Source organism: Variovorax sp. FG153, from assembly GCF_057809595.1.
Genome location: NZ_JBMDKG010000017.1, coordinates 127,398 through 148,411, shown reverse-complemented (window position 1 = coordinate 148,411; position 21,014 = coordinate 127,398). Strand labels below are relative to the sequence as shown.

General features: G+C 70.7%; 22 protein-coding genes. 10 read left to right on the top strand and 12 right to left on the bottom strand.

Annotation, left to right across the window (positions count from 1 at the left end; genetic code table 11):
* The 4 genes from ACODT0_RS19940 to ACODT0_RS19925 form a co-directional block, all read left to right on the top strand.
* Positions 1–881, top strand: an 881-nt coding sequence (locus ACODT0_RS19940) for an ABC transporter ATP-binding protein (protein ID WP_489042112.1), incomplete at its 5' end; no start/stop codon positions are given.
* A gap of 5 nt (positions 882–886) precedes the next feature.
* Positions 887–1,684: an ATP-binding cassette domain-containing protein gene (locus ACODT0_RS19935; protein WP_489042114.1), complete on the top strand. Its 798-nt coding sequence runs from the start codon at positions 887–889 to the stop codon at positions 1,682–1,684.
* Between the two features lie 121 nt (positions 1,685–1,805).
* A complete protein-coding gene (locus ACODT0_RS19930) occupies positions 1,806–3,302 on the top strand; it encodes an ABC transporter substrate-binding protein (protein ID WP_489042111.1) in 1,497 nt (498 codons plus the stop codon).
* 230 nt (positions 3,303–3,532) lie between these two features.
* Positions 3,533–5,020 carry an ABC transporter substrate-binding protein gene (locus ACODT0_RS19925; RefSeq protein ID WP_208509941.1) on the top strand — a complete coding sequence of 496 codons (1,488 nt, stop codon included), beginning with the start codon at positions 3,533–3,535 and terminating at the stop codon, positions 5,018–5,020.
* Between the two features lie 80 nt (positions 5,021–5,100).
* Here the strand turns inward: ACODT0_RS19925 and ACODT0_RS19920 are convergent, their stop codons facing one another.
* Positions 5,101–5,964, bottom strand: coding sequence for a LysR substrate-binding domain-containing protein (locus tag ACODT0_RS19920; protein ID WP_296741306.1), 864 nt, complete (start codon positions 5,962–5,964; stop codon positions 5,101–5,103).
* Positions 5,965–6,077: 113 nt separating this feature from the next.
* Here ACODT0_RS19920 and ACODT0_RS19915 point away from each other — a divergent pair, with 113 nt between their 5' ends.
* The 3 genes from ACODT0_RS19915 (at position 6,078) to ACODT0_RS19905 (ending at position 9,581) form a co-directional block, all read left to right on the top strand.
* Entirely contained in the window at positions 6,078–6,476 is a 399-nt protein-coding gene (locus ACODT0_RS19915) for a tautomerase family protein (protein WP_296741303.1), read from the top strand.
* Positions 6,477–6,520: 44 nt separating this feature from the next.
* Positions 6,521–7,897, top strand: coding sequence for a tetratricopeptide repeat protein (locus ACODT0_RS19910; RefSeq protein ID WP_489042110.1), 1,377 nt, complete (start codon positions 6,521–6,523; stop codon positions 7,895–7,897).
* A gap of 94 nt (positions 7,898–7,991) precedes the next feature.
* On the top strand, positions 7,992–9,581 hold the full coding sequence (locus tag ACODT0_RS19905) for an N-acyl-D-amino-acid deacylase family protein (RefSeq protein WP_489042108.1): 1,590 nt from the start codon (positions 7,992–7,994) through the stop codon (positions 9,579–9,581).
* A 6-nt stretch (positions 9,582–9,587) separates the two neighbouring features.
* On the opposite strand, the gene ACODT0_RS19900 is transcribed toward ACODT0_RS19905, so the two are convergent.
* On the bottom strand, positions 9,588–10,286 hold the full coding sequence (locus tag ACODT0_RS19900) for a histidine phosphatase family protein (RefSeq protein ID WP_057596064.1): 699 nt from the start codon (positions 10,284–10,286) through the stop codon (positions 9,588–9,590).
* Between the two features lie 44 nt (positions 10,287–10,330).
* Positions 10,331–10,939 carry a Yip1 family protein gene (locus tag ACODT0_RS19895; RefSeq protein WP_413762403.1) on the bottom strand — a complete coding sequence of 203 codons (609 nt, stop codon included), beginning with the start codon at positions 10,937–10,939 and terminating at the stop codon, positions 10,331–10,333.
* A 123-nt stretch (positions 10,940–11,062) separates the two neighbouring features.
* On the opposite strand from ACODT0_RS19895, the gene ACODT0_RS19890 reads away from it, so the two are divergent.
* Positions 11,063–11,773, top strand: a complete 711-nt coding sequence (locus ACODT0_RS19890) for an alpha/beta fold hydrolase (protein ID WP_261213524.1) — start codon at positions 11,063–11,065, stop codon at positions 11,771–11,773.
* Between the two features lie 9 nt (positions 11,774–11,782).
* On the opposite strand, the gene pcp is transcribed toward ACODT0_RS19890, so the two are convergent.
* The 3 genes from pcp to ACODT0_RS19875 are packed head-to-tail and all read right to left on the bottom strand — an operon-like array spanning position 11,783 to position 14,493.
* On the bottom strand, positions 11,783–12,457 hold the full coding sequence (gene pcp, locus ACODT0_RS19885) for a pyroglutamyl-peptidase I (RefSeq protein WP_489042106.1): 675 nt from the start codon (positions 12,455–12,457) through the stop codon (positions 11,783–11,785).
* Positions 12,458–12,516: 59 nt separating this feature from the next.
* Positions 12,517–12,780 (bottom strand): hypothetical protein, encoded by a 264-nt coding sequence (locus tag ACODT0_RS19880; protein ID WP_489042105.1) that lies wholly within the window; start codon positions 12,778–12,780, stop codon positions 12,517–12,519.
* A gap of 18 nt (positions 12,781–12,798) precedes the next feature.
* Positions 12,799–14,493 (bottom strand): hypothetical protein, encoded by a 1,695-nt coding sequence (locus ACODT0_RS19875; RefSeq protein ID WP_489042104.1) that lies wholly within the window; start codon positions 14,491–14,493, stop codon positions 12,799–12,801.
* Positions 14,494–14,723: 230 nt separating this feature from the next.
* Here ACODT0_RS19875 and ACODT0_RS19870 point away from each other — a divergent pair, with 230 nt between their 5' ends.
* Entirely contained in the window at positions 14,724–15,668 is a 945-nt protein-coding gene (locus tag ACODT0_RS19870) for a LysR family transcriptional regulator (RefSeq protein ID WP_057596078.1), read from the top strand.
* 21 nt (positions 15,669–15,689) lie between these two features.
* On the opposite strand, the gene pxpA is transcribed toward ACODT0_RS19870, so the two are convergent.
* The 6 genes from pxpA to ACODT0_RS19840 are packed head-to-tail and all read right to left on the bottom strand — an operon-like array spanning position 15,690 to position 20,031.
* Positions 15,690–16,427: a 5-oxoprolinase subunit PxpA gene (gene pxpA, locus ACODT0_RS19865; RefSeq protein ID WP_261213516.1), complete on the bottom strand. Its 738-nt coding sequence runs from the start codon at positions 16,425–16,427 to the stop codon at positions 15,690–15,692.
* Positions 16,428–16,471: 44 nt separating this feature from the next.
* Positions 16,472–17,494: a 5-oxoprolinase subunit C family protein gene (locus ACODT0_RS19860; protein WP_489042102.1), complete on the bottom strand. Its 1,023-nt coding sequence runs from the start codon at positions 17,492–17,494 to the stop codon at positions 16,472–16,474.
* Entirely contained in the window at positions 17,491–18,153 is a 663-nt protein-coding gene (gene pxpB, locus ACODT0_RS19855; RefSeq protein WP_261213512.1) for a 5-oxoprolinase subunit PxpB, read from the bottom strand. The genes ACODT0_RS19860 and pxpB overlap by 4 nt, the downstream gene beginning before the upstream one ends.
* Before the next feature lie 9 nt (positions 18,154–18,162).
* Complete coding sequence (gene coaD / locus ACODT0_RS19850; protein ID WP_057596071.1) at positions 18,163–18,666, bottom strand: pantetheine-phosphate adenylyltransferase; 504 nt, start codon at positions 18,664–18,666, stop codon at positions 18,163–18,165.
* A 44-nt stretch (positions 18,667–18,710) separates the two neighbouring features.
* On the bottom strand, positions 18,711–19,367 hold the full coding sequence (locus ACODT0_RS19845; RefSeq protein ID WP_479670782.1) for an RsmD family RNA methyltransferase: 657 nt from the start codon (positions 19,365–19,367) through the stop codon (positions 18,711–18,713).
* Positions 19,368–19,395: 28 nt separating this feature from the next.
* Positions 19,396–20,031: a LysE/ArgO family amino acid transporter gene (locus tag ACODT0_RS19840; protein WP_296739729.1), complete on the bottom strand. Its 636-nt coding sequence runs from the start codon at positions 20,029–20,031 to the stop codon at positions 19,396–19,398.
* A gap of 75 nt (positions 20,032–20,106) precedes the next feature.
* Between ACODT0_RS19840 and ACODT0_RS19835 the strand changes: the two genes are divergently transcribed.
* Positions 20,107–21,009, top strand: a complete 903-nt coding sequence (locus ACODT0_RS19835; RefSeq protein ID WP_489042100.1) for a LysR family transcriptional regulator ArgP — start codon at positions 20,107–20,109, stop codon at positions 21,007–21,009.
* Positions 21,010–21,014: the final 5 nt, after the last annotated feature.

Sequence of the window (21,014 nt, the reverse complement as noted above, 5' to 3'; positions counted from 1 at the left end):
TCGTGGGCGAGTCGGGCTGCGGCAAGTCCATCACGGTCATGTCCCTCATGGGCCTCTTGCCCGCCACCGCCAAGGTCACCGGCAGCATCCGCCTGGACGGCCAGGAGCTCATCGGGCAGCCCGAGTCCGCCTTGTGCCAGATCCGCGGCAACCGCATCGGCATGATCTTCCAGGAGCCGATGACGGCCCTGAACCCGGTCCACACCATCGCGCGCCAGGTCGGCGAGCCGCTGCGGCTGCACCGAGGCCTCACCGCCAAGCAGGCCCGCGCCGAGGCGCTGAACCTGCTACAGCGCGTGGGCATTCCCGACGCGGCCTCGCGCCTGGATGCCTATCCGCACCAGTTCTCGGGCGGCCAGCGCCAGCGCATCGGCATCGCCATGGCGCTGGCCTGCGGGCCCGACCTCTTGATCGCCGACGAGCCCACCACCGCACTGGACGTGACGATCCAGAAGCAGGTGCTCGACCTGATCCAGAACCTGGTGGCCGAGATGGGCATGGCGCTGATCCTGATCTCGCACGACCTGGGCGTGATCGCCAACAGCGTGCAGCGCATGCTCGTGATGTACGGCGGCAGCGTGGTGGAGAGCGGGCCGACGCGCGCGCTCTTCGCGAACCGGGCCCATCCTTACACCAAGGGGCTGTTCGCGGCGCGGCCGGTGATCGGGGCGCCGAAGGGGCAGCGGCTGGCGACGATTCGCGGCAGCGTGCCCGAGCTCGTGGACCTGCCTCCTGGCTGTCCGTTCGCGGGGCGCTGCAGCTACACGGTCGATGCCTGCCAGTCGACGCGGCCACCCGCGGTGATGCTGCCCGATGACCATGCGGTGCGCTGCATCCGGCTTGGAGAGATTGCAGAGATCGAAGCGGAGGCCGTGGCATGACGCCAATGAAGACACCGCTGCTGCAAGTCACCGACCTGGTTCGCCACTACGCGCTGCCGCGCGAGAAGCTGCTGGGCCCGCCGCCCACCGTCAAGGCCCTCAATGGCGTGAGCTTCGAGGTGCAGGCCGGGCGCAGCGTGGGGATCGTCGGGGAGTCCGGGTCGGGCAAGTCGACCATCGCACGGCTCGTGATGGCCCTGGACAAGCCCACCTCGGGCAGCGTGAAGCTCGAAGGGCGCGAGTTGCATGCCCTCTCAAGAGACGAACTTCGCACGGCCCGGCGCGACTTCCAGATGGTCTTCCAGGACCCCTACGGCTCCCTCGACCCGCGCCAGACGGTCGCGCGCATCGTGGCCGAGCCTCTGGAGGCACTGGCCCAGGTCTCGAAGAAGGAGCAGCGCGAGCGCGCCGCCGAATCCCTGGCCGCCGTGGGCCTGCGCCCCACCGACCTCGACAAGTACCCGCACGAGTTCTCGGGCGGCCAGCGCCAGCGCATCGCGATCGCACGCGCCCTGATCACCCGCCCCAAGCTCATCGTCGCCGACGAGCCCGTGAGCGCCCTGGACGTCTCCGTGCAGGCCCAGGTGCTCAACCTCATGCAGGACCTGCAGCAGCAGTTCGGCATCAGCTACCTGCTCATCAGCCATGACCTGGCCGTCGTCAACCACCTGTGCGACGAAGTGTGCGTGGTCTTCAAGGGGCAGATCGTCGAGCGCGGCACGCCGCAGGAGCTCTTCGCCAACGCGCAGCACCCGTACACGCGCACGCTGCTCGGCGCGGTGCTGCAGGCACCGGGGCACTGAGCGCGCCCGTCATGCAACCAGGGCATAAGCATCTGGTTGCATGACGGGCCTCTCCTCGCGGATGATGCGGCGCGCCCGGAGGGCGCATGCCCCCTGTCACCGCTCAAAGGACCGCCCGCCCATGCTTCACAGACGCACCCTCCTCGCCACCGGCGCCGCCGCGCTCGCGCCCCTCGTGCTGCCGACCGGCGCCCTCGCGCAGGCGCGCCGCAAGGACACGCTGGTGCTCGGCCTCACGCTCGAACCCACGGGCCTCGATCCCACGGCCAAGGCCGGCGCCGAGATCGCCGAGGTGGTGCTCTACAACGTCTTCGAGACGCTGACCAAGATCAACTCAGACGGCAGCGTCACGCCGCTCCTGGCCGAGAGCTGGGAGGTCTCGCCCGACCTGCGCACCTACACCTTCAGGCTCAGGCGCGGCGTGAAGTTCCAGAACGGCGAGGCCTTCGACGCGAACACGGTCAAGTTCTCGTTCGACCGCGCCTCGGCCGCCAACAGCACCAACAAGGACAAGCGCTTCTTCGCCAACTTCACGACCCAGGCGCTCGACGCGAACACGGTGGTGCTGATCGCCAAGGAGATCGAGACCGACCTGCTGTTCCAGCTCGGCCAGGCCTCGGCGATCGTGGTCGAGCCCAAGTCGGCCGAGGGCAATGCCACCAGGCCCGTGGGCACCGGCCCCTACCGGCTCGAGAACTGGGCCAAGGGCTCGTCGATCGTGCTCGCGAAGTGGGACGGCTACCGCCATGCCGACGCAGTGCAGATCCGTCGCGCGAGCTTCCGCTTCGTCTCGGAGCCGGCCGCGCAGACCACCGCGCTGCTGTCGAACGACATCGACCTGTTCCCGCATGCCTCGGTCTCGCGCAGCCTCTCGCAGTTCCAGAACGACAAGCGCTTCCAGATCCTGTTCAACGCCTCGCGCGGCAAGTCCATCCTCGCGATCAACAACAAGCGCAAGCCGCTCGACGACGTGCGCGTGCGCCGCGCGATCGCGGCCGCGATCGACCGCAAGGCGGTGATCGACGCGGCCGTTGACGGCCGCGGCATCCCGATCGGCAGCCACTACGTGCCGACCGCGCCCGGCTACATCGACACCACCGGCATCAATCCCTACGACCCCGCGAAAGCCAAGCGCCTGCTGGCCGAGGCCGGCGTGAAGCTGCCGCTGCAGCTCGACCTGGTGTTGCCGCCCCCGCCCTATGCGCGCCAGGGCGGCGAGCTGATCGCCGCGCAGCTCGCGCAGGTCGGCATCGTCGCGAAGATCCAGAACGTGGAGTGGGCGCAGTGGATCAGCGGCACCTATGGCAACAAGAACTACGACCTGTCGGTGATCCTGCATGTCGAGCCCTTCGACCTCGTGAACTACACGCGACCCGAGTACTACTGGGGCTACCAGTCGGCGAAGTTCAACGAGGTGTTCGAGAAGGCGCGCAACGCGCCGCGCGAGGCCGACCGCCTGCGCCTGCTGGGCGAGGCGCAGCGCATCCTGGCCGAGGACTCGGCCAACGTGTTCCTCTACCAGCCGCAGCTCATCACCATCGCCGCGCGCGGGCTGCGCGGCCTGTGGAAGGACGCGCCGATCTTCGCCAACGACATCGCCGCGATGTCCTGGGCGTGAGTGGCCGCTGACCTTTCGCAGCGCCCCGCATCCGGGAACCTCCCGAGGAAAAAGCGCCGCGCCGCGGCATCGGCGGCGAGCGCGCTGCGCGAGAATGCTTTTGGCTGCACGGCGTGGCATCTTTCCTGCTGCGCTGCTGGTCTTTCGCGGCATCGCGCCTTGATTCGGGGCGCCCTGCCCCTGGGCGCAGCCCTTTGCCTTTCCAGACGTTTTTCCGGAGATCACCACGTATGTTGAACCGTCGCACCCTCCTCACCACCGCTGGCGCCACCGTGGCCCTGGCCACACCGCTGGCCGGCCTGGCCCAGGGACGGAAGGACGCCATCGTGATCGGCATGGCGCTCGAGCCGCCGGGCCTCGATCCGACCGCGGGCGCCGCGGCCGCGATCGCCGAGGTGGTGCAGTACAACATCCTCGAGACGCTGACCAAGATCAACGCCGACGGCAGCGTCACGCCGCTCCTGGCCGAGAGCTGGGAAGTCTCGCCCGACCTCAAGACCTACACCTTCAAGCTGCGCCGCGGCGTGAAGTTCCAGAACGGCGAGCCCTTCAACGCGGCCACGGTCAAGTTCTCGTTCGATCGCGCGGGTTCGGACAAGAGCACGAACAAGGACAAGCGCACCTTCGCCAACCTCAGCACGCAGGCGACCGACGACTACACGGTGGTCGTGATCAACAAGGAGATCGACCCCGACCTGCCCTTCGTGCTGGGCCAGGCCACCGCGGTGATCGTCGAGCCCAAGAGCGCCGACGGCAACGCCACCAAGCCGGTGGGCACCGGCCCCTACAAGCTCGACAACTGGGTCAAGGGTTCCTCGATCACGCTGAGCAAGTGGGACGGCTTCCGCAACCCCGGCAACGCGAAGATCAACAAGGCGACCTTCCGCTTCATCTCCGACACCGCGGCCCAGGCCGCGGCCATGCTCTCGGGCGACGTCGACATGTTCCCGCGCATCGGCACGCGCGTGGTGCCGCAGTTCAAGGCCAACCCGCAGTTCCAGACCATCCTGGCCGGCTCGCGTGCCAAGACCATCCTGTCGATCAACAACCGCAAGAAGCCGCTCGACGACGTGCGCGTGCGTCGCGCGATCCTCGCGGCCATCGACCGCAAGGCCGTCATCGAAGGCGCGGCCGACGGCTTCGGCGTGCCGATCGGCAGCCACTACGTGCCCGGCGCGGCCGGCTATGTCGACACCACCGGCATCAACCCTTTCGACATCGAGAAGGCCAAGAAGCTGCTGGCCGAGGCCGGCGTGAAGACCCCGCTCGAGCTCAAGCTGACCCTGCCCCCGCCGCCGTACGCGCGCCAGGGCGGCGAGGTGATCGTGGCCCAGCTCGCCAAGATCGGCATCGTGGCGAAGGTGCAGAACGTCGAGTGGGCGCAATGGCTCAGCGGCACCTACGGCAACAAGGACTACGACCTGTCGATCGTCTCGCACGTCGAGCCCTTCGACCTCGGCAACTACGCCAAGTCGGACTACTACTGGGGCTACCAGTCGAAGGCCTTCGACACGCTGTTCGACAAGATCAAGACCACCGCCAACACCGCCGAGCGCAACAAGCTGCTGGGCGACGCGCAGAAGATGCTGGCCACCGACGCGGCCAACGGCTTCCTCTACCAGCCGCAGTTCCCGACCGTGGCGAAGAAGAACGTCAAGGGCATCTGGAAGGAAAACCCGATCTTCGTGAACGACCTGTCGGCCCTGTCCTGGGGTTGACGACGAGCCTCCTCCGAGCGCGGCGGTAGCACCCGCCGCGCAACGCAGCGCCCCTCGTGCACGGGGCGCCAGCAAGGAACTCACCCCAGCTGCACAGCCAGCATCTCCCGCACCCGCGCCACGAATTCCGTCTCCCCCTTGCGCCCCGGCAGGAACTGGAAAGCCACGCGCGGCAACGCCGGCAATCCATGCGGCGCCGCGAGCCGCGCCACCCCCTCGCCGATCGCCGACTCGTTGAGACAGGCCACCCCGAGCCCCGCCGCCAATGCCGACTGCAGCCCCGCCACGCCCGAGGCCACGTGCGCGAGCACGTAGGGCACGTGCCGGCGCCGCAGCAACGCCACCGTGAACTGGTGCAGCGAGCAGGTGTCGGGCAGCACCAGCAGCCGCACCGGCTCGCCGCGCACCACCCGCATGCCGGCCGCGCCCAGCCAGGCCAGCGATTCGCGCCGCAGCACCGCCGGACTGCCCGGCGGCGGCGTCGACACGCCCGCGATGTGCATCGCCAGCGCCACGTCGAAATCGCCGCGCGCATAGGCCGCGCGCAGCTCGTCGCTCTTGAGGATGCTCACGTGCAGCCGCACGCGCGGATGGCCCTGCGCGAGCCGCGACAGCAATTGCGTCAGGTCGCCCGGGCGGAAGTAGTCGGTGACCGCGAGCCGCAGCTCGCCCGCCAGCGTCTCGCCATGCAGGTCGCGGAAGGCCTCGTCGCTGAGCGCCAGAATGCGCCGCGCATGGACCAGCAGCCGCGCGCCGGCCTCGGTCGGCGACACCCCGGCCTTGCTGCGCGTGAGCAGCGACTGGCCCGCGCGCTCCTCGAGCTTGCGCATCTGCTCGCTGACCGAGGACTGCGAGAGGAAGACCCGCGGTGCCGCGGCCGTGAGGCTGCCCGCGTCGACCACCGCCACCAGCGTTCGCAGCTGTTCCAGATCGAATCCCTGCATGGCTCACCCATCCGATATTCCGATGGTTTTCATCATATCTTCCCGCTTTTCCGATGACGAGGCGCTGCCCACAATCACCCCATCGACCACCCAAACCTTCCAAGGAGTCCGCCATGCCCCACATCGTCGTCCACCTCTCCGGCCAACCCGATGCCGACCTCACGCGCCAGACCGTCGACGCCGTCGCCGAGCTCACGCAGAGCGTGCTCGGCAAGCAGCTGCCGGTGATCGCCATCACCGTGCAGTACATCGACGCCGAGGCCTGGTTCATCGGCGGCCAGTCGCTGGCCGCGCTCGGGAAGTCGGCCTTCCACCTCGACATCAGCATCACCGACGAGACCAACACCAAGGCCGAGAAGGCGCGCTACCTGCGCGAGGTCCATGCGGCCATGGCCAGGCTGCGGCCGAACCTGCACGAGGTCTCGTACATCCACGTGATCGACGCGCGCGGCGCGGCCTACGGCTACGGCGGCAAGACCCAGGAGTACCGGCACCAGCAGGCCGGCGTCTGAAGACGGCGCGTTGAAGCCGCCGCGGGGGCATGGCACGATGCGCCATGCCTTCCGCCAGCCCCACGTCGAACACCGTCCGCCACGCCGACAGCCTCGGCAATCCCCTCACCCTCGACGACGCCGCCAGCCTGCCGCTGGTCGACGACTTCGTCATGGGCTTCATCTCGAGCGAGGCCCGCGCGGTCAACCTGCTCGCCGCCACCGAGCACGACGCGAGCCCCATCGTGCAGGCCTACGGCGCCACGCTGCACCTGTTCGCCGAATCGCGCGAGGCCGTGGCCAATGCGCGTCCCTTCCTCGCCAGGGCACGCCAGCAGGCCGCGCGCGCCACGCCGCGCGAGCAGCGCTACATCGCCGCCATCGAGGCCTGGGCCGACGGCGACATCGCGCGCGCCATTGCGCTGCATGCCGAACAGACGCGCGAGCATCCGCGCGACCTGGTGTCGCTCAAGCTCGGCCAGTACCACTGCTTCAACACCGGCGACTGCCCCGGCATGCTGCGGCTCGCGCTCGCGGTGCTGCCGCATGCGGCCGACGTGCCCTACGTGCACGGCATGACCGCCTTCGGCTACGAACAGTGCCACCTGATGCGCGAGGCCGAGGCCAGCGCGCGCCATGCGATCGCCCTGTGCCGCAAGGAGCCCTGGGCCCACCATGCGCTCGCGCACGTCATGCTCACCGAGGGCCGCCTCGCCGAGGGCCTGGCCTTCATGGAGAGCGTGAGCGACACCTGGGTCGGCCTCAACTCCTTCATGGTCACGCACAACTGGTGGCACGTGGCGCTGTTCCTCATCGACCTGGGCCGCGGCGACGAAGCGCTCGCGGTCTACGACCGCCATGCCTGGGGCGTGGTCAAGGAGTATTCGCAGGACCAGATCGGCGCCGTCTCGCTGCTCGCGCGGCTCGAGCTCGCGGGCGTCGACGTCGGCGATCGCTGGAACGACGTGGCGACGCACCTGCTGCAGCGCCAGGCCGACCACGTGCTGCCCTTTCTCGACCTGCAGTACCTCTACGGCCTGGCGCGCGCGGGCCGGCCCGAGGCCGACACGCTGCTGGCCAACATCGAGGCCTTCGCGCCGCATGCGCCGGCCTCGACGCGGGCGGCCTGGCTGCGGGTGTGCGTGCCGGCCGCGCACGGCCTGCGCGCCCATGCGCGCGGCGACCTGGCCGCGGCGATCGACGGCCTCGGCACCGCGCTGCCGCGCATGATCGAGATCGGCGGCAGCCATGCGCAGCGCGACCTGTTCGAGCAGGTCTACCTCGACGCGCTGGTGCGCAGCGGCACCGAGGCCACGCTGACCGGCGCGCAGGGCATCCTGCAGCAGCAGGTCAACGGCCAGCCCGAATCGCTGCGGCTGCGCCGGCAGACGGCCGAGGTCTACCGCCAACTGGGCCTGCCGGAGATCGCCGCGCGCTCATGAGTTCAGGACATGGGGCGTGCCGCAAAAGGAATTGGCGGCATGCGCGGGGCGACTCCACACTGGCCGGCGTTTCCACCCGTGCCCACATCGCCCCATGAAGACCTCGCTCATCGCCCTGGCCGCGCTCGCCTTCCTCGCACCCTCGCTCCACGCCCAGCCGGCCGACGCCCCGATCGAGCTCGACCTGCTGCTGCGAGGCGGCACCGTCTACACCGGCGACGATGACCGGCCCGTGGTCGGCGACGTCGGCATCGCGGGCGACCGCATCGTGTTCGCGGGCCGCGCGATGCCCGCGCAGTTCAAGGCGAAGCGCACCATCGACGCCACCGGCATGGTGGTGGCGCCGGGCTTCATCGACGCCCACACGCATGCCGACACCGACCTGCATTCGAACGATGCGCGCAAGCGCCTCAACATCCCGTTCCTGACCCAGGGCGTGACCACCGCCGTGATCGGCAACGACGGCTTCGGCGGCTGGGACATCGCGGCCCAGGCTCAAAAGCTGCGCGCCGTGCCGGTGGGCACCAACGTCGCGATGTACGTCGGCTTCGGACCGGTGCGCACCAGCCAGCTCGGCGAGGCCAACCGCCAGCCCACGCCCGAGCAGCTCGAGGCCATGGGCCGCCACGTGAGCCAGGCCATGTGCGAGGGCGCGCTGGGCCTGTCGACCGGGCTCTTCTATCCGCCGCAGAACTTCTCGAAGACCGAGGAGGTGATCGCGCTCGCGAAGGTGGCGGCGCGCCACGGCGGGCTCTACGACAGCCACATCCGCGACGAGTCCATGTACAACATCGGGCTCAAGGGCTCGATCGACGAGGTGATCCGCATCGGCCACGAGGCCAAGCTGCCGGTGCACGTGGCGCACATCAAGGCGCTGGGCGTCGACGTGCAGGGCCAGAGCGGCGACATCATCGAGCGCATCGAACGCGAGCGCGCGAAAGGCCTGGACATCACGGCCGACCACTACCCGTGGACCGCCTCGAGCACGCGCTTCTCGGCCGCGCTGATCCCGCCCTGGGCCATCGATGGCGGCCGCGCCGCGCTGCTGCAGCGCTTCGACGACGCCGCGGTGCAGGAGCGGCTGCGCGGCGGCATGCGCGAGAACCTTCGGCTGCGCGGCGGGCCCGACGCGATCCTGTTCTCGGCCGGCAGCACGAAGTACGTGGGCAAGACGCTCGCGCAGGTCGCGAAGGACACGAACGCCGACCCGGTCGACGCCGCCATCGCGGTGCTGCGCGACGGCGACCTGATGATCGCCTCGTTCAACCAGAGCGACGACGACGTGCGCGCCTTCATGAAGCAGCCCTGGGTCATGACCTCGTCGGATTCCTCGCAGGGCCATCCGCGCGCCTACGGCACCTTCGCGCGCAAGTACGAGCAGTACGTGGTGAAGGAACACGCGATCTCGCTCGCGCAGTTCGTCCGCAGCAGTTCCTCGCTCACGGCCGACACGCTGGGGCTGGTGCAACGCGGCCACCTGCGGCCCGGCTACTACGCCGACGTGGTGGTGTTCGATCCCGCGCGCTTCGCCGCGCGTGCCACCTACACGCAGCCGACGCTGCTGTCGGAGGGCGTGCGCACGGTGCTGGTGAACGGCCAGCTCGCGGTGGACCAGGGCCAGCCGACGGGCGTCGGCGCGGGCCGGCCGCTGCTGCGCACGCCGAAGGCGGGCAGTTGCGGCTGAGCCGTTTCAGTCCTTGCGCTGGAGGTGCCGCGTCTGGTCGTAGGTCGGCTGCGGCGGCAGGTCGGCCAGGTGCCGCGTGTCGGCCCACTCGACGATCTCGATCGCCTCGGGCGCCGCGGGATCGGCGATGCGGATGCGGTTGAAGCCGGCGTTGGGAATCTCGCTGCGGCGCGGGCCGCTGAGGCTCAGGCCGTGCGCGGTGCGCCACACCATGTCGAGCACGCCGCCGTGCGTGACCACGATCAGGTGCTGCCCGCGGTGCGCGCCGGCGATGGTGCCGAGCGCCGCGACGATGCGCGCATGGAACTCGCGCGGCGTCTCGCCCTCGGGCATGGCGTGGTCCTCGCGGAACTCCAGCCACTCTTCCCAGGCACGCGGATGCAGGGACTGGATCTCCTCGGAACGCATGCCTTCGGCGATGCCGAAGAACTGCTCGCGCAGCGAGGCCGTGGTGGCGATCGGCAGCGAAAGCTGCGAGGCGCCCGGTGCCGCCGTCTGCTGCGCGCGCAGCAGGTCGCTGCTGATCACGTGCCGCACCGCGGTTTCCTGCGCCAGCCGCAGCCCGATGCGGCGCGCCTGCTCGTGGCCCATGTCGTTGAGCGGCACGTCGGCGTGGCCCTGGAAACGCAGCTCGCGGTTCCAGGCGGTCTCGCCGTGGCGGATGAGGATGATGTCGGTGGTGGTGTCGGGTTTGGGCGTGGGCATCGACCGCCATTGTCCCACCACCGGCACCCGCGCAGGGTGCGCTTTCAGGCCAAGGCCAGCGGCAGTGCGCCCAGTCGCAGCGCCGGCGAGGGCGTGAGCAGCGAGAGCACCCAGGCGATCGTGAAGCCGCCGACGATCGCGCAGACCACCACCACCGCGGTGTAGGGCAGCGCGCGGTCGGCCGGGCACTTCATCAGCACCGGCAGGCCGAGGTAGATCAGGTAGATGCCGTAGAGGCCGCACAGCGCGCCCAGCACCGACAGCGAGGGCAGCAGGCTGAAGACGCCGCCGACCAGCGAGGCGGTGGAGGCATAGACCGCGAGCTTGAGCGCGGCGACCGGGCTCTGCACGCCGTCGAAGGTGGGCGCGAGCGCATCGACGATGAGGCCGACCACGAACACCACCACGAGCGACAGCACGTAGCCCACCACCATGTTGACCAGCCCCGCGAGCAGCGGCACGCGGAAGCTGACGCCGAAGGCGCCCATGCCGATCACCGACAGGCCAATGAAGCCGGCCACGGCCGGGATCAGCGCGAGGATCATCAGGTAGTTCTTGTAGAGCGAGGCGGCGTCCTCGGGCTCGGCGTCGATCACCGGCCAGGTGGCCTTGGGCTTGAGCAGGATGTCCTGCACGCGTTGAACCAGGTTCATGGCAGTCGAAAGGAAAAGGAGAAGGGGTGGCGGCGCGAGTATGTCGAGCCCCGGCGCGTCTGGCTGCTGGCCAGGAAGCCTATGTCGATGCGCCGACATCGGGTCCTCGCGCAGAATCGCGGCATGCCTGCCACCCTCGTACTTCTTCCCGGCCTCGCGTGCGATGCACGCCTGTGGGACGCCCAGCTCCCCGCCCTCCCCTCCTCGCTCTCGCCGCGCGTGAGCGACGTCCAGCTGCGCCACGCCACGATCGAGGGCATGGCCGCGGCCGTGCTGGCCGAGAACCCCGGCCCGCTGGTGCTGTGCGGCGCCTCGATGGGCGGCATGGTCGCGATGGAGGCCGCGCGCCAGGCGCCCGGGCGCATCGCGGGCCTGGCGCTGCTGGGCACCAGCGCGCGGCCCGAGACGCCCGACATGCGCGCGCTGCGCGAAGGCGCGATCGAGTACTTCGCGCGCGGCGAGCTGCGCGAGGTGATCGAGCCCAACGTGTTCTTCGCCTTCCACCCGGCCCAGGCCGCCGACCCGGTGCTGGTGCAGCGCTACCTCGACATGGTGCTGGGCGCCGGCGCCGAACAGCTCACGCGCCAGAACCGCGCCGTGATGGCCCGGCCCGATGCGCGCACGCACCTCGGGTCGCTGCGCGCGCCCGTGCTGCTGATGTGCGGCGACGACGACCGCCTCGCGCCGCCGGAATGCACGCGCGAACTGGCGGCGCTGCTGCCGCAGGCGGAAGTGGTCTGGGTGCCGCAGTGCGGCCACATGCTGACGATGGAGAAGCCGGCCCTGGTCAACGACGCGCTCAACGGCTGGCTGGCGAAACTCTTCGCCGCCTGAACGCCGGGGTCAGTGCAGCTGGCCGCCGGTCTCGGCGATGTCGCGCTCGACCTCGAGCGCGGTGCGCACCGCGATGCGCAGCGCTTCGACCAAGGTCGCGAGCGCCATGCTCGGCGCGCCCGGAAAGTTCGCCGCCTGCTCGGGCAGGTAGGGGATGTGGATGAAGCCGCCGCGCACGCCCGGCTTCGCGCGGCGTGCGAGCTCGTGCATCAGCCCATAGAAGAGGTGGTTGCACACGAAGGTGCCGGCCGTGTTCGACACCGAGGCCGGCACGCCCGCGGCGCGCAGGTCGCGCACCATGGCCTTGATCGGCAGCGTCGAGAAATAGGCCGCGGGGCCCTCTGGCACCACCGGCACGTCGACCGGCTGCCGCCCCGCGTTGTCGGCGATGCGGCCGTCGTCGATGTTGATCGCCACGCGCTCGGGCGTGACCTCGGCGCGGCCGCCGGCCTGGCCGATGCACAGCACCAGCCGCGGCTCGAGTTCGTCCATTGCCTCGGCCAGCGACTCGATGGCCGCGCCGAAGACGCAGGGCATCTGGCGCGCATGCACCAGCGCGCCGGCGTGCGTCCAGCCGTCGAGCGCGCGCACCGCTTCCCATGAAGGATTGATGGCCTCGCCGCCGAAGGGCTCGAAGCCGGTCAGCAGCACGGACGAAGGCGGCGGTTTTTTCGGCGATGGCATGGCGGCGGCGCGCGGGACGGGACCGCGAAGGGTACCGCAGGCACGCGCGCCGTGTCCTGCTAGCGCTGCGGCTTGGGCGCCAGGTCGAGCGGGCTGGCCGGCAGGTCGGTGCGCGCGGGCGCCGGTTTTTCCTCGACCTTGCAGTCCTGGTCCTTGTAGGGGCCGCCCTGCTTCACCCAGTCGGGACTGATCGGATTCTGCGAGCAGACCTGCTTGCCGCTGATCGTGCTGCGGTAGAGATGGAAGCCGCCGCTGGGCTGAGCGAGGACCGGACCGCCCGCGAACAGCAGGGCCAGGGCGAGCGGAAGAAGCTTGGATGTCATGGCGATGTTCCGTGGACGTCAGGGGGCGGGCGGCGACACGAGGCTGCGGGCCACCGCGAACACGAGATTGCGGGCCTGGGCCACGATCGAATCGCGATAGCCCTCGAAGGTGGCATCGGTGATCTTGCCGTCGCTGCCCGTGCCGAAGTAAGTCATGACCGGCGTGTGGATGTGGCCGGCCGGGATGGCGAGGCCGAAGGTGTCGCGCATCAGGGTGTTGCGGTAGGCGCTGGCGTTGGAGAGGTAGTTTCCGCCGCCGCCCTCGCTGGCGCAATTGGTTTCGAGCGGGCTGGGTGGCGTCAGCTTGCCGAATGCGTCGTTGGCGGCCAGGTATTTCTGGAGCAGGGCATTCATGTCGGCGCCCGGCGTCTGGAAGCCGGCGAAGTAGTCGGCCAAGGCCTTGTCGACCGCGGCCTTCGCTGCATCGTAGGCGGCGCTCGTATCGCTCGCGGCCTGGGTGCAGGCCATCACGCCGTAGCTGTCGCGGCGCACCACGCTCCAGCCGCCGGTCGCGCCGGTGTCGCGGTTGACGATGCCCTCGCCGGTCCTGGCATCGATCATCTGCTGGAACGGCAGGCTCGCCTGGGTGAACTGCGGCGGCGCATCGCGGCGCCAGGGCTTGGCCGCGAAGCCGAGCCAGCGCTCGGGCGGCGAGATGTCGCAATCGAGCGCGGCGGGAAAGCCGCCTCCTTCGCTGCATGGCGGATTCAGGTTGTCGTTGCCCGGGAACGCCGCGTAGTGGTAGCGGCCGTTGTAGTGCTCGAGGTGGAAGGCGCCGCCGCCCTGGCTCATGCTGATCGAGGCATCGACGCGCTTCGGGCCGGACTTGAACCAGGGTCCGAGCGTGTCCTCCTGCATGCCGTCGATGAACGGCCCGTAGTTGACCGGCAGGATGAAGGTCCGGATCACGGCCGTGCTGCCGTCGGGCAGCGCCACCGTATTGCCGTCGAGGGACAGGATCGTGGCGCCCGAGGGATTGCCGATGCGGATGTTGGGGTTGCCGTTCTGGCCGGCGCCCCCGAGCGTGAACGGGTCGAAGCCGCTGACGAGGACCCGCCTGGAACCGGCGCCCTCGGGAAAGTCGATCGAGAGCTGGCCGCGCGACGCCCGTTCGAACTCTTTCTGCAGCCCGGCGCGCTGCTCGTCCGTCAGCGCGAACTCGGGCTTCCACTGGCGCAGCGCGAGCGTCATCGTCAGCCGCGCCCAGTAGAGCATGCGGTCGTCGCTCTTCGGCAGCGTGCCCTGGACCGACCGGCCCTGCACGCGATCGAGCGCCGCCTGCCAGAGCTTTTGCCCCTCGGCATGCAGCAGCGCCACCGCCTCGTCATAGCTCGAGGCGCCCGCGAGGCCGTCGCTGCAGAGCCTCGCGGCGAACTCGGGGCCGAAGCGATCGAATCCGCTGGCCTGCAGCAGTTGCTGCGAGAAGCTCAGCGCGTCGCTGGCCGAGAGCTTGTTGGGCAGGCGTTGCTCCTCGTAGGAAGCCGCCACGGTGCTGTCCATCGCGCACTTGGCCCGCACGGCCGGTGGCGGCGCAGGCGGCGGCGGTGCCGGTGGAGCGGGCGGCTGCGCGCCCGCGGCGGCGGCCATCGCCGCCAGCACGGCGGGGTCGACGCCCCCACCCCCGCCTCCGCCGCCGCAGCCGGCGACCGCCAGCGCGCAGGCGCCAAGGGTGGCGCCGATCCGCAGGCGCCGCTTCGCTTTCGATCCCTTCATTCGATCTCTCCCTGCCTGTGTCTGACAGCAATGAAAACAAAAAGTGAACCCACTGGCACGACTTCTGCAGCGATCGGCCGGAGCCAGCGCCGCCGCCGGGGGGCGGGTTGCACCGCTTACGTGTGCGACAACTTGATGAAAACATGATCGATTGACTGCGTCGAACGAGTTTTTGTTAAACAATCCGATAACAAAAGTTCAACGATGCTCGATTCAGGGAGATGCAGAAGATGAACACCCGATTCCTCGAGACCCTGGTCATGCTCGACCGGCTCAAGAGCTTCCGAGAGACGGCGCAGATGCTCTGCGCCACCCAGGCCGCGGTGTCCAAGCGCATCGAGGCGCTGGAGGAAGAGCTCGGCGTGCAGCTGGTCGACCGTTCGCAGCGCTCGCTGCGGCTCACGCGCATCGGCGAGCAGGTGGTGGCGCAGGCCGAGCAGATCCTCGCGCTAGAGAAGCAGCTCAAGCGCTCGGTGCAGCCCGATGCGCCGCCCTCGGGGCGCGTGCGCATCGGCGTGATCGAGACGGTGGTCCACACCTGGCTCACGCCGCTGATCCACCTGCTGAGCGAGCGACTGCCCGCGGTCGAGCCCGACATCACGGTCGATACGGCGCACAACCTGCGCGAGCAGTTCCGGCAGCGCAAGTTCGACCTGCTGATCCAGAACGACGACGTCTCCGAGCTCGCGCGCAGCGGCGAGTCGGTGCTGCTGCCGCTGTGCAGCTTCCCGATGCGCTGGGTGGCGCGCCCGGCGCTGCTGCCGCACGCGCGCACCCTGCGGCTCGAAGACCTCGAGCGGGTGCCGCTCCTGACCTTCTCGCGCACCTCGGGCCCGCGCGCGCACGTGAAGGCGCTGTTCGCCGGGCGCGCCGCGGAACCGCGCGTGTGCAGCTTTCCGTCGGTGCAGTCGATCATCCAGCTGACCAAGGGCGGCTTCGGCGTGGCCGCGATCCCGCCGGTGTTCGTGCGCCAGGAACTGGCCGCGGGCGAACTCGAGGTGCGCGACGGCCCCGCGCTGCCGCCGATGGCGATCAGCCTCGCGCATGCCGAAGGCACGGCGCCCGCGGTCCAGGCGGTGGCGCGGCTCACGCGCACCGTGGTGGCCGACTACTGCGAAGAGATCGGGCCGCGCTGGGTTGGCGCGGCCGCCTGCGAGGAAGCGCTGCCCGCCTGAGCGGCGAAGGCAGCGCTCGCCTCAGTCCGCGCGCACCTCGATGCCTTCGGACAGCAGCCGCTCGCGGATGCGGCGCGCGAAGGCCAGCGCATGCGCGCCGTCGCCATGCAGGCAGACGGTCTGCGCATTGACGGGCACGATGCTGCCGTCGATCGCCTTCACGTGGCGCTCGCGCACGAAGGCCAGGGTCTGGGCGATGGCCTGCGCGTCGTCCTCGATCAGCGCGCCGGGCTGGCTGCGCGGTACCAGGCTGCCGTCGGGCATGTAGCCGCGGTCGGCGAACACTTCCTCCACCGGCACGAGGCCGGCGCGGCGCGCGGCGTCGATCATGCCGCTGCCCGCGAGGCCGAAGAACTTCAACGCGGGATCGAAGCGGCGCACGGCCTCGCACAGCGCATCGGCGAGTTCGGGCTCCTTCACCGCCTGGTTGTAGAGCTGGCCGTGCGCCTTCACGTGCGCGAGCCGGCCGCCCTCGGCCTTGACGATGGCCGCGAGCGCGCCGACCTGGTAGAGCACGTTGGAGACGATCTCGTCGGGCGGCAGGTGCATGGTGCTGCGGCCGAAGTTCTCGCGGTCGGGAAAGCTGGGATGCGCCCCGATCGAGACACCCTGCGCGACGGCCCAGCGCACGCACTGGTGCATGGTCTTCGCGTCGCCCGCATGCCAGCCGCAGGCGATGTTGGCCGAGCTCACGAGCCCGAGCAGCGCTTCGTCGCTGCCGGCGCCTTCGCCGAGGTCCGCGTTGAGGTCGATGTGCATTGGGAGGACTCCTGGAGCGATGCGGCGGATGGAAAGACCGCAGTCTATGCCGGGGTCGGCCAGCCCGTCGCCGCGAGGCCTTGCGCCACTTGCGCGACGTAGCGCTGCTGCGCGGCCCAGGCCTCAAGCGCGGTGGCGGCATCGACCGGCACCAGCCGCAGGCTGCCGTCGAGCGGCGCCTGCGCGAGCTTCCAGAGGTCGGCGCGGATCACCACGCCGATGCGCGGATAGCCGCCGGTGGTCTGGGCATCGCCCATCAGGATGATCGGCTGGCCCGAGGGCGGCACCTGGATCGTGCCGGGGATCACGCCCGAGGACAGCATGTCGGTGGCGCGCTTGCGCCGCAGCTCGGCGCCGTTGGCGCTCGCGAGCCGGCTGCCCATGCGGTTGCTCTGCGGCGTGATGCGCCAGCGCTCGCTCCAGAGCTGGTCGCGCGAGGCGACGGTGAACTGTTCGAACTCGGGGCCGGGCAGCACGCGCAGGGCGATGGCGCCATCGGCCGCGGCATCGCGTTCCCACTCGGGACCGCGCACCCCGAAGGCGCGCCGCGCGCGCTGCGCCTCGGCCAGCGCCGACTCGCCCAATGGCAGCCGGTCGCCCTTGCGCAGCGCGCGGCCTTCGTGGCCGCCGAAACCGGCCTTGAGATCGGTGCTGCGCGAGCCGAGCACCGGCGGCACGTCGATGCCGCCCGCCACCGCGAGCCAGCTGCGCAGGCCGGCCTTGCCGCCGCCCGCGTTGGCGCTCGCGTTTGCGCCAGCGAGCCGCAGCGTCTGTCCGGCCGCGACCGGCACGCTCCAGCACGGCCACAGCGGCTGGCCATCGAGCGTGGCGCCGAAGTCGTCGCCCACCAGCGCGATGCGCGTGTCGGTCTCGAAGCGCAGCACGCTGCCGCCCAGGGTCAGCTCGAGCCCGGCCGCGCCGGTGGCGTTGCCCACCAGCCGGTTGACGATGGACAGCGCCAGCGTGTCGAGCGCGCCGCCCGGGCAGATGCCGAGCTGGCGATGGCCGTGACGCCCGAGGTCCTGCACCGACGCCAGCGGGCCGGGCTTCTCGATCAGGAGCGTCATGGCTGCAGGCTTTCGACGACGAAGCGCACGCGGTCGCCGGGCCGCAGCAGGGTCGGCGATGCGGCCAGCGGATCGAAGAGCGCGACCTCGGTGCGCCCGATCAGATGCCAGCCGCCCGGCGAGCGCAGCGGATAGATCCCGGTCTGCTCGCCGCCGATGCCGACCGAACCCGCGGGCACGGCCGTGCGCGGCACGGCGCGGCGCGGCGTCGCGAGTGCAGTGGGAAGTCCGCCGAGAAAAGCGAAGCCCGGCAGGAAGCCCAGCAGGTAGACCACGTACTCGGCCGCGGCATGGCGGCGCACCACCTCGGCGGTCGACAAGCCGGTGTGGGCCGCCACGTCCGCGAGGTCGGGGCCGTGCTCGCCGCCGTAGGCGACGGGAATCTCGATGTCGCGGCCCTCGATGCCGCCGGCCTCGAGCCGCGGCCAGGCCTCGAGCACGCGCGCGCTCAGCGCCTCGAGGTCGACCGACGTCGGATCGAAGGTCAGCGTGAGGTTGTTCATGCCCGGCAGCACCTCGCCGACGCCGCTCCAGCGGCCGGCCTCGCGCGCCAGCGCCCAGATCTTCTGCTGCTGCGCGAGCGTGGCGGGACCGGGCAGGTCGCACAGCAGCGCCGCGTCGCCCAGCAGGTGCAGACGGGGCGCCGGGGCGCCGCTCATCGGCGGCGCCTACTCTCTGCCGAGGCTTCGGACCTTGGCCGCGAGCTGCTGTTCGACGTTGGGCGAGACGAACTTGTGCACCTCGCCGCCGAGCATCGCGATCTCGCGCACGAAGGTGCTGGAAATGAACTGGTACTTGTCGCTGGGCGTGAGGAACACGGTCTCGACGTCGGGCATCAGCGAGCGGTTCATGCCCGCGAGCTGGAACTCGTAGTCGAAGTCGGTGACGGCGCGCAGGCCACGCACCATGGCCTTGCCGCCGCGCGCCACGACGAAGTCGCGCAGCAGGCCCGAGAAGCTCTCGACCGAGACCTGGTCGCTGTAGGGCTTGACGGCTTCGCGCGCCATCTCGATGCGTTCCTGCAGCGTGAAGAGCGCCTTCTTGTGGTGACCGGCCGCCACGGCGACGATCACCTTCGAGAACAGTTGGGTCGCACGCCGCACCACGTCCTCGTGCCCGAGGGTGATGGGGTCGAAAGTGCCGGGATAAACCGCGATCACGTTGCTGGCCATGGTTGCTACCTCCTCATGCAGCCGATGCGGCTTGGGTCGGCGGATTATGCAGTGCCGTGTGCGGCATGCATCAAAAGGTGTGCATGCACCGCGCCGGCCTTCAAGTGTCGGAACACGACGAGGCCGAGCGCGGCCGCTTCCTCGTCGCTCCAGCGGCGCGGTGCCTCGAGATAGATGGCACCGCCCGCGCGTACCGCGCGCGCGGCGGCGCGCAGCGCGGGTTCGTAGAGCGTGGTGCTGTCGAAGGGTGGGTCGAGGAAGACCACGTCGAGGCTCGCGGCCGGCGCGCGCTCGAGCGCCGTGACGCCGTTGCCGCGCTCCACGCGCACCGCCTCGGCAGCGAGTTTGGTCTTGGCGGCCTGGATCTGCGCGACCAGTGCGGCGTCCTGCTCGCACAGCAGCACGCCGGCCGCGCCGCGCGACGCGGCCTCGAGGCCGAGCGCGCCGGTGCCCGCGAAGGCATCGAGGCACTGCCAGCCCGGCAACTCGCCGCCACCGGCGCCGGCCAGGCTCGCGAGCCAGTTGAACAGCGTCTCGCGCACGCGGTCGGGCGTGGGCCGCAGGCCGGGCTTGTCGGCGACGGCGAGGCGGGTGCGTTTCCACTGGCCGCCGATGATGCGCACCTCGTGCGCGCGCGCCGGACGCGCGGGGGAAGAAGTCGTTGGGGTGCGCGAGGGCGCGGCGGCGGGCTTGCGGGGCATGCGGCGAGCTTAACGCGCTCGCCGGGGCTCAGAAGCCCGCGATGGCGCGCCGCGCGAGCAGCGCCGCCAGCACCAGCATCGTGCCGCCGATCAGCGCGTCGAGCATCTGCCAGGCGCGCGGCCGCGCGAACACCGGTGCCAGGAGCCGCGCGCCATAGCCGAGGGCCGAGAACCACAGCGCGCTCGCGAGCGCCGAGCCGGCCACGAACCATCCCTTGAGCGAGCCCGCGTACTGCGCGCCGGTGCTGCCCACGAGCAGCACGGTGTCGAGGTAGACGTGCGGATTCAGCAGCGTGAAGCCCGCGGCCTGGGCCAGCACCGCGGTGCGCGACAGCGAACCGCCCTGCGTGACCGTGCGCAGCGCACCGGCCGCGCGCGAGCGCCACAGCGCGCGCAGCCCGTAGCCGGCGAGGAACAGCGCGCCGAAGCCGGCGAGCGCGGTGGCCAGCATCGGCCGGCCCTGCAGCGCCTGCGCCATGCCGGCCACGCCGGCCGAGATCAGCACCGCGTCGCTCACGGCGCAGAACAGCACGACCGCGCTCACGTGCTCGCGGCGCAAGCCCTGGCGCAGCACGTAGGCGTTCTGCGCGCCGATGGCGACGATGAGCACCAGGCTCATGAAGAGCCCGTTGAGGAAGGCGGTGGTGACGAGTTCGGCAGACATGGTGCGAGCTTGCCGCCGTCCCGGAATTAACTCAAACTAAACTTCCTTAATCCAATTCAGTTTTGCTTCATTTCCATGCTCGACTACGCCGCCCTCAACGCCCTGGCCACCGTGGTGCGCGAAGGCAGCTTCGAGCGCGCGGCCCGCGCGCTCAACGTCACGCCCTCGGCGGTGTCGCAGCGCGTGAAGCTGCTCGAGGAACGCATCGGCGGCGCGCTGCTGGTGCGCGGCCAGCCCTGCGTGGCGACCGAGGCCGGGCTGCAGCTGTGCCGGCATGTCGAGCGCGTGGGCATGCTCGAGCACGAGCTACGCGATGCGCTGCCGTTGCTGGGCGCCGGCGAGGCCGGCGAACGGGTCACGGTGCGGGTGGCGGTCAATGCCGACAGCCTCGCGACCTGGTTCGTCGCCGCGGCGGCCGCCTTCTCGCAGCAGCACGGCGCGCTGCTCGACCTCACGGTCGACGACCAGGACCACACGGCCGAGCGCCTGCGCAGCGGCGCGGTGCTGGCGGCGGTCACCGCGCTCGCGCAGCCGGTGGCCGGCTGCAACAGCGAGGCGCTGGGCACCATGCACTACGTGGCGGCCGCCAGCCCGGCCTTCGTGCAGTCGCATTTCGCCACGGGCGTGGGCGCGCGCACGCTGGCGCGGGCGCCGAGCCTGGTGTTCGACCGCAAGGACGCGCTGCAGGCGCGCTGGGTGCGGCGCATCTGCCATCGCGAGGTCGAGACGCCGCGCCACTGGCTGCCCTCGCCGCAGGCCTTCGTCGAGGCGGCGCGCGCGGGCATGGGCTGGGGCATGCATCCGCTGAGCATGGTGGCGCAGGCCTTGCGCGACGGCTCGCTGGTGGAGCTGGCGCCGGGCTCGCGGCTGCCGGTGCCGCTGTACTGGCAGCAGGCGCGCGCGGCGCCGCGGCTGCTCGCACGGCTCGGCGATTGCGTGCGCGCCGCCTCGCGCACGGGGCCGCACGCGCTGGCCTGAGGAGG